This is a genomic window from Streptacidiphilus fuscans, from assembly GCF_015690355.1.
GTDB classification, from domain to species: Bacteria; Actinomycetota; Actinomycetes; order Streptomycetales; family Streptomycetaceae; genus Streptacidiphilus; species Streptacidiphilus fuscans.
On sequence record NZ_JADPRT010000001.1, the window covers coordinates 697,731 to 710,973 of the forward strand.

Genomic DNA, 13,243 nt, shown 5'->3' on the forward strand with positions numbered 1-13,243 from the left:
TCACCGCGTGGCCTCCTCGGTCATCGGGGCTGTGTGTGCGGCCGGCAGGCCCGCGCGGGTCATGTAGGCGAGCACCAGCGTTTCGAGGTCGATGTCCTCGATCTTCCAGGGGCCGGGCGGTGGTGCGCCGCCGGAGCGCACGATCACACTGCTTGCCCGGTTCGTGTGTTCGGCGTGCACGGCTTCGAGCCCGTGCGGAAGGGTCGCGAGGCGACTCCGTTCGCCGGCGAGCCTGTGGTGGCTCTGCAGCAACTGCGTCACCTCGCCCGCGACCTGGACCCGCGAGTCGGCGAGCACGATCAGGTAGTCGCAGACCCGCTCGACGTCGGAGAGGGCGTGGGAGGACAGGATCGCGCTCGCGCCGAGGTCGGCCACGGACTCCATCAGGGTCTCCAGGAACCCGTGCCGGGCCAGCGGATCGAGCGCGGCAGCGGGCTCGTCGAAGATCAGCAGCTCGGGCCGTTTGGCCGCCGCGATCGTGAGGGCCAGCTGCGCACGTTGGCCGCCGGACAACCGACCGGCCTTCTGGTCCAGGTCCAGGCCGGACCGGGAGATCCCGCGCCGGGCGAACTGCTCGTCCCAGCCCGGGTTCAGCCGCGCCCCCATCCGCAGGTGGTCCGCGACGGACAACGTGGCGTACACCGGCGTGTCCTGGGCGACGAAGCCCACCTTGGCCAGTTGGGTGGCGCTGGTGCCGGGGCGCGAGCCGAGCACGTCGATGGAGCCCCAGGTGGGCTGGATCAGCCCACAGGCCAGTTGCAGCAGGGTGGACTTGCCCGCACCGTTCGGGCCGACCAGGCCTACGACCCGACCCTGAGGGACGGACAGGTCGCAGTCCGTCAGAGCCCGCCGCCGGCCGTAGCGCTTGCCGAGCCCCTTGGCTTCCAATACTGGATTCATGTGCTTCCTCGCTCGGGGTTCCCGTCGTCGGGCCGGTGGGCCGGGTCAGCCACGGGACCGGCGGTCGATCAGCTTGATGACGAAGCGGACGGCGCTGAAGAACACGATCAGTACGGCGATCGCGACGACCACGAGCAGGCCGTAGAAGAGCGGGCTGTAGTGCACGCCGGAGGACGAGTCGGCCAGGATGCCGAGCGCTTGGTGGTGATGCGAAGTCATGGCTCAAAGGTGCTGGTCGGGCGCGGGTCGCAGCATCCACCGAAAGCACGGTTGGGTCTGTGCGCGATCGTACTTTCGGCCGGTTCAACGCCCGTCCCCGGTCCCGTAGCCTGATCGACGTGAACCCACGAGAGCGGCCGATGACGAGGTGGGCCGGATTCGGGGCGGACATCCTCCTCACCTCTTTCTGCGCGGTACTGATCGTCCTCACCGCCCACCGCTTGGCGGACGAGGGGCGCGTGTGGACGCTCGACGCGATCACAGGTGTCGCGATGTGCGTCGTCGCGGCGGCCCGGCACCGGTACCCGCTGGGGGCGCCTGTCGCGGCGCTTGCGGTGAGCGGTACCGCAGCGGTCGTCGCGATGACCGCCGGCCTGCCCGGTGAGCCGGGCGCGGCCGCGATCGTCGCGCTGATGGTGGTCGGGTGCACGGCCGTCCGGGTGCTGCCGCCGCGGACAGCCGTGGCGGTCGAGCTGCTCGGTCTCGCTGTCGTCGGCTCCGGGTGGATCGGAGCGTTGCTCGGCCGTCAGACCTCGCACACCGCGTACACGGTGGGCGCGGAGGGCTGGCTCGTGGCCGTGGCACTCGGGTTCTGGCTGCGCCACGTCGACCGACGCCGCAGGAACGCCGCCGAGTCGGTGCGCCGGGACGAGCGGCTGACCCTGGCGCGGGAGTTGCACGACGTGGTGGCGCACCACGTCACAGGGATCGTGTTGCAGACCCAGGCGGCCAGGATCGCCGCACGCAGACGTCAGGACGGCGACGGCGTCGACGACCTCGACGACACGCTGGCGGAGGTCGAGGCTGCCGGCGGTGAGGCACTGGCGGCCATGCGGCGGGTGGTCGGCCTGCTGCGCGACACCGACGACGCACTACCGACCGGCACCGGCCCGGAGCGGCTTGCCGAGTTGGTCGAACGCTTCGACGGGCACGGCCCGGCCGTGACACTGAGTCTGCCCGAGGAGGAGGAGACGCGCTGGCCGCCCGAGGTCGCCTCGACTGTCTACCGTGTGGTCCAGGAGTCGCTGACCAACGTCGCCAGGCACGCCGGGCACGCCCGCTCGGCCTGTGTCGAGGTCTCGCGGTGTCCTACGGGCATCACGGTCGTGGTCGACAACGATGCGCCGTCAGGCACACAGCGGCATCTGCACCGTGACGGATTCGGCCTGGTCGGCATGCGCGAGCGCGTGGAAGCGCTCGGCGGCACGTTGAACGCCGGACCGAAGCCCGCAGGCGGCTGGGCCGTCACCGCCACGCTCCCGGTCTCGGTCCCGGTCCCGGGGGAGCGTCGTTGAGCATCGCAGTGCTGTTGGCCGACGACCAGGCCATGGTCCGACGCGGCTTGCGGATGATTCTTGAGGACCAGTCCGACATCACCGTGGTCGGCGAGGCAGCGGACGGCGCCGAGGCGGTGGAGCTGGCCCGCAGGCTCCGCCCCGACGTGTGCCTGGTCGACATCCGGATGCCCCGGCTCGACGGCATCGAAGTGACCCGGGCACTCGCTGGCCCGGGCGTGACAGATCCGCTGCGGGTCGTCGTCGTGACCACCTTCGACGACGACGAGTACGTGCATGGCGCCCTGCGTGCCGGCGCGCTCGGCTTCGTCCTCAAGGACGCGGGCCCCGCGCTGCTCGCCGAGGCCGTGCGGGCGGCGAGCGCAGGCGACGCCCTCATCTCACCGTCGGTCACACTGCGGCTGCTCGAGCACCTCGCCCCGGTGAAGCGCAAGAGGTCCGGACGGCAGCCGGAGCAAGCGCTCTCCGCCCGTGAGATCGACGTGGTCAAGGCCATCGCCGTCGGACGCACCAACCAGGAGATCGCGGCCGAGCTGTTCATCTCGCTCAGCACGGTCAAGAGCCATGTGGCGAGCGTCCAGGGCAAGTTGGGCGTGCGTAACCGGGTCGGGATCGCGGCGTGGGCCTGGGAGAACCAGCTGGTGGATTCCGCGGTGTAAGGGCGGGCCGGTGTGGTCGTGCTGGTCGGACCCGCCCTCAACTGGCGGCGCCTGCACTGCTGATGAGGACGGTGCGCCGCCCGTTGCGGCGATGTGAGCCGCGCTCGTCGGTACGCCCGCCCTGTCGAGGTAGTCGGGTTGACTCCGAGTTACCTATGAATCATGTATGAATCACGGGGTGGACGTTGACGTGGCCATGGACCGGCAGGAGTCTCTGACTGTCACCCCAGCGCGGGGAGTCACGTGACCCCGGCTCCCGGGCCGAGACAGCCCGCGACGACCTCGCCGTGTGGAGAGAGGCACTGTGATCGCCTCCAGCAGCACCCACGAACCCCCCGACGTGACTTCGGCGACCCCACGATTCAGTGCGCTGGCGAGCTTTCCGGCGCAGCCTCGGAGCGTCCCTCTCCTGCGCCGCCTGATGCGGAATCTGGCGATCGGTTGGCGACTGCCTGCTGAAGTCGTCGACGCACTCGCGCTCATCAGCACCGAGCTCGCCACCAACGCAGTGGTCCACAGCGGCAGTTCCGACGTCGTCGCCCTGCTGACGGCAGACCTCGACCATGTCGCCCTGGCCGTTCGTGACCACGGGCAGTGGCGACCGCCCGTCGGATGCACTGGTGGCTCGCTGCCCACCAGCGGACGCGGCACCAGCCTCGTCCGTGCCCTCGCAGAGTTGAGTGTGCTTCCCACGTCGAGCGGTACCACGGTCGTTGCACGTATCCCGCTGGATGCCTCTCCCCAGCGTGGTCGCGGCGGTGGATCCGACGGCGCACGCCCGGTGCGCCGTGGCCGTCTGCCCGCTGCTCGTCCTACGGCTCGGACCCGGCCGACGCTGACGATATGACAGACCCGTTGTGCGGAGGCGTGGTTCAGCTGGTGATCATCTCGGCGGTCGGGCTGCACAGCCAGGCCAGGCGGCCGAGCCGTGGCCGCAGTCGGCTGTCCAGGCTCCAGACCGCGCCCGCATGCGCGTGGAAGAGTGCCAGGGACGCGAAGATGTAGGCCACGGCCGGGCCCAGGTCCGTGATCCCCGGAGCGGTCCACGGCAGGCCGAACGCCTCGGCGGACGACCAGATGCCGAGCGAGTACAGGGCGCTGCCGAGGAATACGGCGTTGCTGAACAGGCCGAAGATCAGCCCCAAGGCGATGGCGGTCTCCGTCAGGGCCACTCCCATGGCGAACGCGCCCGGCGCGGACGTGGCGACGGCATGCCACATCAGGATCCACTGGTGGATCGCCGGGATGTGGACCGAGGTCCCCTGCCCGAGTTCGTCACTCAGCGTCTGTCCGTGGATGAACCCCGGAAGCCACTTGAAGGACGCGTCGACGGCCCAGACCAGGCCGAAGCCGATCCGCACTGCCGCCGCACGCCGCAGGCGCGCCTGCCCGCCCGAGCTGGGGCGGATTCTGACGAGTCTTCGGCCCGAGGCAGCTGGTGCTGTGGTGGTCACGATGAGCTCCTTCTGAGAGGAGGTGCGCAGGGACCCGCGAGGCCTCTCAGATGTCGCACAGAAACTCACATCGCGGCGCACCAACACGCCGGGTGTCCCTCGAACGAGTCAAGCTGCGCCCGGTCGGCCTTCGTCAGAACGATGTCCGGGGTGGCTGCCGCCATCGGCCGCTACCTCACTGGGCGACGTCCAGCTCCGGCTCGTCCTGGAGATCTGCGGTGTCGAGGCCGGGGGAGCGCAGGTGCTCGACGTGGCCGATGGCCTGGTCGAGGAGGTCGGCGACGTGGTCGTCGTAGAGCGAGTAGACAATCGAGCGGCCGTGGCGTTCGGCGTTGACCAGGCCGAGGTTGCGCAGCAGACGCAGTTGGTGGGAGCAGGCCGAGCGTTCCATGCCGACGGCGTCGGCAAGGTCGGTCGCCGCGTGGGCTCCCTCCTGGAGCTGGGCCAGGATCAGCAGCCGGGACGGGGTCGCGAGGGCCTGCAAGGTGGTGGCGACGGTGGTCGCACCGACTGCGTCCAGACGTTCGCGCGCGGTGGTCGTCCTGTTCATCCCGTGGCCCATAGGGCCATGATACCGAGAACGCGTGAAGAAGCATTCAAGTATTCCCGTATAGTAGGTGCGGGGCGAAGCCTGCCCCTCCGCTTGACCGTGCCCTCTTCGCTGCGTCCTCCCAGGAAGTCCACCCCACACATGTCGACCACACTTCTCGAACGCCCGGCCGTGCCGACGGCGCCGTCCGTCGCGCCACGACGGAAGACGCGCGTGCTGGCCCTGGCCGAGGCCCGTTGGGCGTTGGCCGCACTGGCGCTCTTCGCGATCGCGCTGCCGCTGCAGCTCACCGGGGCGACGGCCTGGGCGTGGGGTCCGCTGTACGCGCTCTGCTACGCCGCCGGTGGCTGGGAGCCCGGCTGGGCCGGACTGACGGCGCTGCGCGAGAGAACCCTCGATGTCGACCTGCTGATGATCGTCGCCGCGCTGGGCGCCGCGGCGATCGGTCAGGTGCTGGACGGTGCGCTGCTGATCGTCATCTTCGCCACCTCCGGTGCGCTCGAAGCCCTCGCGACCGCCCGCACCGCCGACTCGGTCCGGGGCCTGCTCGACCTCGCCCCGGCCACAGCGACCAGGCTGCTGGACGACGGCGGAGAGGAGACCGTCTCCACCGAGGAGCTCGCGGTCGGCGACACGATCCTGGTCCGCCCCGGCGAGCGGATCGGCGCGGACGGCCGCGTGCTGGACGGCGCCAGTGACGTGGACCAGGCCACCATCACCGGCGAACCGCTGCCGGTCGCCAAGCAGCTGGGCGACGAGGTCTTCGCCGGGACGCTCAACGGCACCGGCTCACTGCGCGTCACGGTCGAGCGGGACGCCGCCGACTCCGTCATCGCCCGCATCGTGGCCATGGTCGAGGAGGCGTCGGAGACCAAGGCCCCGACGCAGCTGTTCATCGAGAAGGTCGAGCAGCGTTACTCGCTCGGCATGGTCACCGCGACGCTCCTGGTCTTCGCGATCCCGCTCGCCTTCGGCGCGGCCCTGTCCGGTGCGCTGCTACGCGCGATGACGTTCATGATCGTCGCCTCCCCGTGCGCGGTGGTGCTGGCCACCATGCCGCCGCTGCTCTCTGCGATCGCCAACGCCGGGCGGCACGGTGTGCTGGTCAAGTCCGCGGTGGTCATGGAGCAGCTCGGCCAGACCCAGGCGGTCGCCCTCGACAAGACCGGCACCCTGACCGAGGGCACCCCGCGTGTCACCGACGTCAGGCCGCTGCCCGGCAGCGGCCTGACGGAGGATCAGCTCCTGGCCCTCGCCGCGTCCGCCGAGCACCCCAGCGAGCATCCCCTCGCCCGCGCCGTCGTCGACGCCGCCCGGACCCGTGGCCTGCGGCTGGCCACCGCCGAGGACTTCACCTCCGCCCCTGGCATCGGCGTCACCGCCACCGTCGACGGCCGCGCGGTCGCGGTCGGGGCACCGTCTCGCCTCGTCGCCGACGCGGCATCGGACGAACCGGCCAGGGCCTGCGCGCAGGCACTGGAGGACGAGGGCCGCACGGCCGTGGTCGTCGAGTGCGACGGCACGCCGGTCGGCGTACTCGGCATCGCCGACCGGCTGCGCCCCGACGCCGCCGCGACCGTCGCCCGGTTGGACGCGCTCACCGGTCGGACCCCGATCCTGGTCACCGGCGACAACCCCCGCGCCGCCGCACGCCTCGCCGCCGAGGTCGGCATCACCGACGTCCGCGCGGGACTGCTGCCGAAGGACAAGGTCGCCGTGGTCCGTGAGTTGGAGCAGGCGGGACTGCGGACGACGGTGATCGGCGACGGCGTCAACGACGCCCCCGCACTCGCCGCCGCCCACGCCGGCATCGCCATGGGCCGCGCCGGCTCCGACCTCGCCCTGGAGACCGCCGACGCCGTCGTCGTCCGCGACGAACTCGCTACTGTGCCGACGGTGATCGCCCTGTCCCGCCGCGCGCGCAAGCTCGTCGTGCAGAACCTGGTCGTCGCGTCGGTGTTCATCACCGGCCTGGTCGTCTGGGACCTGGCCGGACACCTGCCGCTGCCGCTCGGCGTCCTCGGGCACGAGGGCTCCACCGTCATCGTCGGCCTCAACGGACTGCGCCTGCTCCGCGACGCCGCCTGGCGCCGCGCAGGCGCCGACGCGACGGCGGCCCGTCCGTGAGCCGCCGCTCCCGCGCCGAGAAGGCGACGCCCGGCACACAGTCGGGCGCCGCCCGGCCCACGGTGACCGTCTGCCGCGGCTGCTGCTGCGGCACCCCGAAGATCCCCCGCCTCGACCACGCCGCCCAACTGCGCGACCTGCGAGCCGCGTTGGCCGACAACGCAAGCATCCGCGTGGTCGACTGCCTGGACGTCTGCGAGCACGCCAACGTCATCGTCGTCCAGCCCTCGGCGGAGGGCCGCCGCGCGGGCGGACGCCCGGTCTGGCTCGGCCTGGTCAACGACCCGGACGCCACCACCGACATCGCCACCTGGACCGAGGCCGGCGGCCCCGGTCTGGCCGATCCGCCCGACATCCTCGACCTCTACGTCTTCCAGCCCTCCCGCCGCGTTCGCCAGGGCGTCGAGGAGGCGTGAGTAGTCAGACTGGGTATGTTTTTGAACCGAGTATGGTTATTGTGGCCGCATGGCAGGGCTTCGCGAACGCAAGAAGGAACAGACCAGGCAGCGGATCGCCGCAGTTGCGTTGAGGCTGTTCGTCGAGCGCGGCTTCGACGCCGTGACGGTCAACGAGATCGCCGAGGCCGCCGAGGTGGCCAAGGCGACGCTCTTCGCGTACTTCCCGACCAAGGAGTCGCTCGCCCTGCACGGCGTGGGCGGCGACGACCTGGCCGGGATCGTCGCCCGGAGGCCGGCCGGACTGACCTTGCTGGCCGCCCTGCGCGCACACCACCGCGCGCTCGCCGCAGGAAAGCTGCCGGAGGCGGAGCTCGACGCGCTGCTCGCCCGCGTGCGCGTGATCGAGGACAGCCCGACGCTACGGAACGCGGCCAACGGCCTGCTCTACCAGCAGCGTGAGGCGCTGGCGCAGGTCCTGGCCGACGAGTACGGCTCGACGGCAGCCGCGCTGATGGCCGCCCAGATCGCCGCGTCCCTGCTGACCCTTCAGGAGGCGTACTTCCGGCGGCTGTTGGCCGGGGCGTCGGCCAAGGACGCAGGCCGCGCCCTGTCGCGGGATGTCGAGCTGGCCTTCGACCTGCTCGAACACGGACTCAACCAGGCGGAAGGGCGCTGACATGCGCGCGCGAGGAATCAGCTACGACACCGGGACCTTCCCCGGCGACCGGTTCACCCGAAAGACGTTCGACCCCGCCCAAGTCCGCCAGGACATGACGGTGATCGCGGGCGACCTGCACTGCGACGTCGTCCGCATCACCGGCCGCGACGCCGAACGACTCGACGTCGCCGCCCGCCACGCAGCCGAAGCCGGGCTCGAAGTGTGGTTCTCCCCTTTCCCGGTGGACCTTGCCCCGGAGGAGATCCTGGAGTTCCTCACCGACTGCGCGCAGCGCGCCGAAGCCCTGCGACAGGGCGGCGCGCAGGTGGTACTGGTGACCGGCTGCGAGCTCAGTGCCTTCGCCCACGGCTTCCTGCCCGGGGACACCCACCTCGACCGCCTCCACGCCATGGCCACCGCCGATTTGCAGTGGTGGGCCTCCCTCGGGCCGGTCCCTGAACGCCTCAACGCTTTCCTGGCCCAGGCCGCCACGACGGTCCGCACCCACTTCGGCGGCAAGGTCACCTACGCCTCCGGCCCGTGGGAGCCCGTCGACTGGGCGCCCTTCGACATGGTGGGCGTCGACGCCTACCGATCCGCGCAGAACGCCGGCACCTTCCGCGCCGAGCTGCGCGAGCTCTCCGCCCACGGCAAGCCGGTCGTCGTCACCGAGTACGGCACCTGCGCCTACCGTGGCGCGAGCGACCTGGGCGGTATGGCCTGGCAGCCACCGCAAGGGGCGGTCCCGGACGAGGACGAGCAAGTGCGCTACCTCAACGAACTGCTGGACGTCTTCGAGGAGGAAGGCGTGGACACCGCGCTGTGGTTCTCCTTCGCCAACTACGACAAGCCCGGCGACCGCGACATCGCCTCCTACGGCGTCGTGCGCCTGCTCGACGAGGCCCGCTGGGAGCCGAAGGCCGTCTTCCACGCCATGAGCGCCCGACACCGACGCTCCCGTCCGGCGTGCCCCAACTGACGGGAGTACGGGGCAGGTGACAACTCGGTGGCAGCCTGAACGGCGGCAGGAGAGGACCGTCGCCGACGGATCGACGGTCGGCTCGGCCGTTCCGCGCAGAGCTGGAGAGGACGTGTATGTCGCTCGTTGTTGAAGATCGCCTGGCCATCACTGAACTGGTCTCCTTGCACGGTCACTTGGTGGACGACGGAAGCCTTGACCGGTTGGAGGAGTTGTTCACCTCCGACGTCGTCTACGACGTCACCGATTTCGGCCAGGAACCGCTCCGCGGTGTGGCGGCCGTCCGTGCGGCGGCATGGGCGCTGGGTGCCGCCAACCCCGTCGCCCACCACGTCACCAACGTCGTCGTGACGGAGTCGGCGGCAGACGGCCGGGTGCAGGTCCGATCGAAGGGGCTGGGCATCAAGGCGGACGGTTCCTGCGGTTCGGTCTCCTACGACGACACCGTCGTGCGCACGGCTGACGGCTGGCGGATCAGCCATCGCAAGGTCTCGGCAGGGCGTACTCCCCTCGGCGGGAGGACTCAGGCCGACTGACCCCCCGTCACGCGGGACGACACCCGCAGGACAAAGTGCCCGGCCGGCTCAGGGGCGGAACACGTGAGGAACGGTCGAGCTCAGCGGGACGAAGCCGAGCCGCTCCAGGATCGGGCGACTCTGGTCGGAGGCGTCGACCTGCAGGTAGCGATAGCCCAACTCGGCGGCGATGCGCGCCCGGTGGGCAACCAGGGCCCGGTAGACGCCGCGGCCTCGCCAGGCAGGAACCGTGCCTCCGCCCCACAGGCTGGCGAAGTCGGTGCCCGGATGCAGCTCCATGCGCGCAGCGCAGACCGGCACGTCGCCTGCCATCGCGACCACCAGGCTGAACGTCTCCGGCCTGCCCCTGAGCTGGGAGGCGAGGCGAAGCCGCAAACGGTCCGCGCTGGTGCCGAACGCCTGCTCGTGGACATCGGCCGCGAGATCCACCCCCGCGGCGTCGGTGACCCGCTCCAGCCGGATGCCGTCGGGGAGCTCGGCGTGGGCTCCGACGGCCTTGACGGCCTTGACGTCGGCGACCATCAAGGTCTCCGCCGGGTCGGGGACGAAGCCAGCAGCGAGCAGGCGCGCGGACAGATCGGCGGGCGTGTCGTGGCTGTACAACTTCCACTCGAACTCGCGCTCCAGCGAGGTGAAGTAGTCCACCTGAGCGGCGATCGCCGCATCGGCAGTCGCATCGTCCAGGCCGGACCACAGCACGCCGTTCCAGTCATCGGCACGAGCGCCGACCTGCCGCACCACAGCGCCGATGCGCTCGACCCGGGCTGCGGGATCGTCGGGCCGCGCGTTCCGCCGCATCTGCTCGTCGAACCGGGCAAGTACTGCTCGTTGATCCATTCAGGTACCCCACCATCGAAGGCGGTGAGGCGGCAACTGCAATGTGCTTGCTGCACTCGGCGCGAGGACGGGAGGGTCTTCTATGCGTAGGATTCCGGGTTGAACAGCCTCCAACGGCCCTCGGACACGACCTCGATGTCGCCGCCGGTCACCTTGATGGCGGTCTGAGCGTCGGTCGCGTATGCCGGGCCGTCGATCTTGGCGGCCCACCGCTCCGCCTCGGCCATGGTGTTCTCCGGACAGTTCGGGCTGTCGAGGTGCGGGAAGATGGAGAAGTCGACGACGCCCAGTGTGCTGTCGTCACCCGTGGGCGGCTGCCAGCTGACGAAGTCCCGCCCGATACGCGGAGTCAGCACCATGCTTCCGGCGCTGAGTCCTACGTAGACGGTGTCGTGCAGCGAGGGGAGGAGGTCGGCCAGTCCGGACTCCCGCATCCAGTGGCACAGGTAGAGCGCGTCGCCGCCATTCACCAGGAGCGCGTCCGTATCCCGGACCCAGGAGACCCAGCGTTCCTTGTCGATGCTGGGCAGTGCGGTGAGCTCCAGCACGCCCACCGACTTCCACCCCAACGCGGTCATGGGGCAGTCGGACTGTCCGCTGGTGAACTGCCATGGCCCGAACGGATCCCCGTACGGGCCGCCGTACCCGGCGGTGGGGATGCAGAGGGCGCTGGCCTCGGAGATCGGCTTGCCCAGGAGATCCACCAGCGCCGCCAGGATGCTTGCGTTGCTGACACCGGAGTCGGTAAGGAGAAGCTTCATCACGCCCCCGTACTGATTGCATCGCAGCGGACGAGTGACGCTAGCACGGCCGACTGCGCCCCGGACCTCGTAGACGAGCAAACAGCGCTGCCGCGACGCAGGCGGGCGTAGGCAGGGTGACCAGGCGTCATGGGCGTCGTTGCCAAGGCATGAAGAAGATCCTCGCGCTGGGCGCGCTCACCCTCACCTCGCTCGCCGTCGCCGCCCCCGGCTACGCGGACACCCACACCAGCACGTTCGATGGCGGCGGCGTGCGAGCAGTCGACAACCACAACCACGCCACCACGGCTGGGGCCGTCCCTCAGACCATCGGCCAGCAGCTGGCCGTCATCCCTGCGCTGGGGAGTGGGGGCGGCGGCCACGGGGACGGCGCTGCCGGATACGTGCGGGTTTGACCAGTCAGGCAGCACCTTTCGGCCTGACTGATCGTCACGAGCCGCAGCAGCCGCCGGACGGCGAGGTCTCGGCCTGCGGGAGGTCCCGGGCGGCGACGGTGATGTGCACGAGCTGCGGTGCGGGCGCGGCGGCGGGGGAGGGGGTGCAGCAGCTGCCGGCTGCCGTGGCGTCGGGGGTGTCGAACAGGCCAGCGCCGCCGCAGACGCCGGTGTCCGGGAGGGTCAGTTCGACGTTGTCGGCGGCGTCCAGGTCTCCGGCGATGGCTGCGGCAACAGAGCGGACCTGCTCGTAGCCGGTCATGGCGAGGAAGGTGGGGGCGCGGCCGTAGGACTTCATGCCGACCAGGTAGACACCGGGCTCGGGGTGGGACAGTTCGCGGTGGCCGTGCGGGTAGACGGTGCCGCAGGAGTGCTGGTTGGGGTCGATCAGCGGGGCCAGCTGGGTCGGCGCCTGGAGCCGCTCGTCCAGGCCGAGCCGCAACTCCTCCAGGAAGGAGTGGTCGGGACGGAAGCCGGTTAGGACGACGACCTCGTCCACGGGGTCGAGGCGACGCCCGTCCTCGGCGACGAGCACGATACGGCCGTCGGCGTGGCGCTCGACAGCCTCGGTGCGGAAGCCCGTGACCGCGTCGGCGTGGCCCGCGTCGACAGCCGCCTTGGCGGCCAGGCCGAGCGCGCCACGGGCGGGGAGCTGGTCAGCGCTGCCGCCGCCGAAAGTGGAGCCGCTGATGCCGCGTCGCAGCACCCACACCGCGTGCGTGCCGGCGCCGTCGCCCGACGAGGAGAGGTCGGCGAGCATGGCGAGGGTGGTGAAGGCGGAAGCGCCGGTGCCGACGACGGCGGTGCGCCTGCCCGCGTATCGGGCGCGGACGGCTGGGTCGATGAGGTCGGGGACGCGGTAGCTGATGCGGTCGGCGGCGGCCTTTTCGCCGAGGGCCGGGAGGCCGTTGCCGCCGACGGGGCTCGGGCGGGTCCAGGTGCCGGAGGCGTCGATCACGGCCTGGGCGAGGATCCGCTCCTCGCTGCCGTCGGCGTTCCGGACCTGGACGGTGAAGGGCTGGGTGGCGCGGTCCGCGTCGACGATCCGGTTGCGGCCGAGGCGGGAGACGCCGGTGACGCGGGTGTCGTAGCGGACTTTGGAGCCGAGGATTTCGGCCAGCGGCTGGAGGTACTGCTCGGCCCAGTCGCCGCCGGAGGGGTAGGCGGCGGCGTCGGGACGGACCCAGCCGGTCGGGGCGAGGAGCTTTTCGGCGGCGGGGTCGATGACCTCGCCCCAGGCGGAGAACAGGCGGACGTGCGACCACTCGCGGACGGTGGCGCCCGCGTGGGGACCGGCTTCCAGGACGAGAGGCTCGATGCCCTGCTGGACGAGATGCGCGGCGGCGGCCAGGCCGACCGGTCCGGCGCCGATGACGACGACGGGGAGAGCGGTGGTCATGAGGGGGAGTCCTCTCGCGTGGCGATGCTCTGCTCAG

General features: G+C 71.0%; 16 protein-coding genes. 9 read left to right on the top strand and 7 right to left on the bottom strand.

All coding sequences use genetic code 11. The features are described from left to right. Entirely contained in the window at positions 1-900 is a 900-nt protein-coding gene (locus I2501_RS03180) for an ABC transporter ATP-binding protein (RefSeq protein WP_196192195.1), read from the bottom strand. 45 nt (positions 901-945) lie between these two features. Further along, entirely contained in the window at positions 946-1,119 is a 174-nt protein-coding gene (locus I2501_RS03185; protein WP_196192196.1) for a hypothetical protein, read from the bottom strand. Positions 1,120-1,238: 119 nt separating this feature from the next. On the opposite strand from I2501_RS03185, the gene I2501_RS03190 reads away from it, so the two are divergent. The 3 genes from I2501_RS03190 (at position 1,239) to I2501_RS40910 (ending at position 3,920) form a co-directional block, all read left to right on the top strand. Then, positions 1,239-2,414: a sensor histidine kinase gene (locus I2501_RS03190; RefSeq protein WP_215909186.1), complete on the top strand. Its 1,176-nt coding sequence runs from the start codon at positions 1,239-1,241 to the stop codon at positions 2,412-2,414. Between the two features lie 32 nt (positions 2,415-2,446). Further along, entirely contained in the window at positions 2,447-3,073 is a 627-nt protein-coding gene (locus I2501_RS03195) for a response regulator (RefSeq protein WP_236045839.1), read from the top strand. 340 nt (positions 3,074-3,413) lie between these two features. Then, complete coding sequence (locus I2501_RS40910) at positions 3,414-3,920, top strand: ATP-binding protein (RefSeq protein WP_408022700.1); 507 nt, start codon at positions 3,414-3,416, stop codon at positions 3,918-3,920. A 25-nt stretch (positions 3,921-3,945) separates the two neighbouring features. On the opposite strand, the gene I2501_RS03205 is transcribed toward I2501_RS40910, so the two are convergent. Both I2501_RS03205 and I2501_RS03210 read right to left on the bottom strand, forming a co-directional pair. After that, positions 3,946-4,527: a hypothetical protein gene (locus I2501_RS03205; protein WP_196192199.1), complete on the bottom strand. Its 582-nt coding sequence runs from the start codon at positions 4,525-4,527 to the stop codon at positions 3,946-3,948. A gap of 175 nt (positions 4,528-4,702) precedes the next feature. After that, positions 4,703-5,089: an ArsR/SmtB family transcription factor gene (locus I2501_RS03210; RefSeq protein ID WP_196192200.1), complete on the bottom strand. Its 387-nt coding sequence runs from the start codon at positions 5,087-5,089 to the stop codon at positions 4,703-4,705. Between the two features lie 129 nt (positions 5,090-5,218). On the opposite strand from I2501_RS03210, the gene I2501_RS03215 reads away from it, so the two are divergent. The 5 genes from I2501_RS03215 to I2501_RS03235 all read left to right on the top strand — a co-directional run bounded on the left by I2501_RS03215 (position 5,219) and on the right by I2501_RS03235 (position 9,775). Next, on the top strand, positions 5,219-7,204 hold the full coding sequence (locus I2501_RS03215; RefSeq protein WP_196192201.1) for a heavy metal translocating P-type ATPase: 1,986 nt from the start codon (positions 5,219-5,221) through the stop codon (positions 7,202-7,204). Further along, positions 7,201-7,620, top strand: coding sequence for a (2Fe-2S) ferredoxin domain-containing protein (locus tag I2501_RS03220; RefSeq protein WP_196192202.1), 420 nt, complete (start codon positions 7,201-7,203; stop codon positions 7,618-7,620). Before I2501_RS03215 ends, I2501_RS03220 begins: the two co-directional genes overlap by 4 nt. 49 nt (positions 7,621-7,669) lie before the next feature. Next, positions 7,670-8,278 (top strand): TetR family transcriptional regulator, encoded by a 609-nt coding sequence (locus I2501_RS03225; protein ID WP_196192203.1) that lies wholly within the window; start codon positions 7,670-7,672, stop codon positions 8,276-8,278. Position 8,279: 1 nt separating this feature from the next. Next, positions 8,280-9,239 carry a hypothetical protein gene (locus I2501_RS03230; protein WP_196192204.1) on the top strand — a complete coding sequence of 320 codons (960 nt, stop codon included), beginning with the start codon at positions 8,280-8,282 and terminating at the stop codon, positions 9,237-9,239. A 116-nt stretch (positions 9,240-9,355) separates the two neighbouring features. Then, positions 9,356-9,775: a nuclear transport factor 2 family protein gene (locus I2501_RS03235; protein ID WP_196192205.1), complete on the top strand. Its 420-nt coding sequence runs from the start codon at positions 9,356-9,358 to the stop codon at positions 9,773-9,775. A 48-nt stretch (positions 9,776-9,823) separates the two neighbouring features. Here I2501_RS03235 and I2501_RS03240 read toward each other — a convergent pair whose 3' ends face one another. Together I2501_RS03240 and I2501_RS03245 are read right to left on the bottom strand one after the other, a co-directional pair. Further along, the gene (locus I2501_RS03240; protein ID WP_196192206.1) at positions 9,824-10,612 is read right to left on the bottom strand and encodes a GNAT family N-acetyltransferase; all 789 of its coding nucleotides are present in this window, start codon (positions 10,610-10,612) and stop codon (positions 9,824-9,826) included. A gap of 80 nt (positions 10,613-10,692) precedes the next feature. Continuing rightward, the gene (locus I2501_RS03245; protein WP_196192207.1) at positions 10,693-11,373 is read right to left on the bottom strand and encodes a Type 1 glutamine amidotransferase-like domain-containing protein; all 681 of its coding nucleotides are present in this window, start codon (positions 11,371-11,373) and stop codon (positions 10,693-10,695) included. 149 nt (positions 11,374-11,522) lie between these two features. On the opposite strand from I2501_RS03245, the gene I2501_RS03250 reads away from it, so the two are divergent. Beyond that, entirely contained in the window at positions 11,523-11,768 is a 246-nt protein-coding gene (locus tag I2501_RS03250) for a hypothetical protein (protein WP_196192208.1), read from the top strand. A 34-nt stretch (positions 11,769-11,802) separates the two neighbouring features. Here the strand turns inward: I2501_RS03250 and I2501_RS03255 are convergent, their stop codons facing one another. After that, positions 11,803-13,206, bottom strand: coding sequence for an FAD-dependent oxidoreductase (locus I2501_RS03255; protein WP_196192209.1), 1,404 nt, complete (start codon positions 13,204-13,206; stop codon positions 11,803-11,805). Positions 13,207-13,243 lie beyond the last annotated feature (37 nt).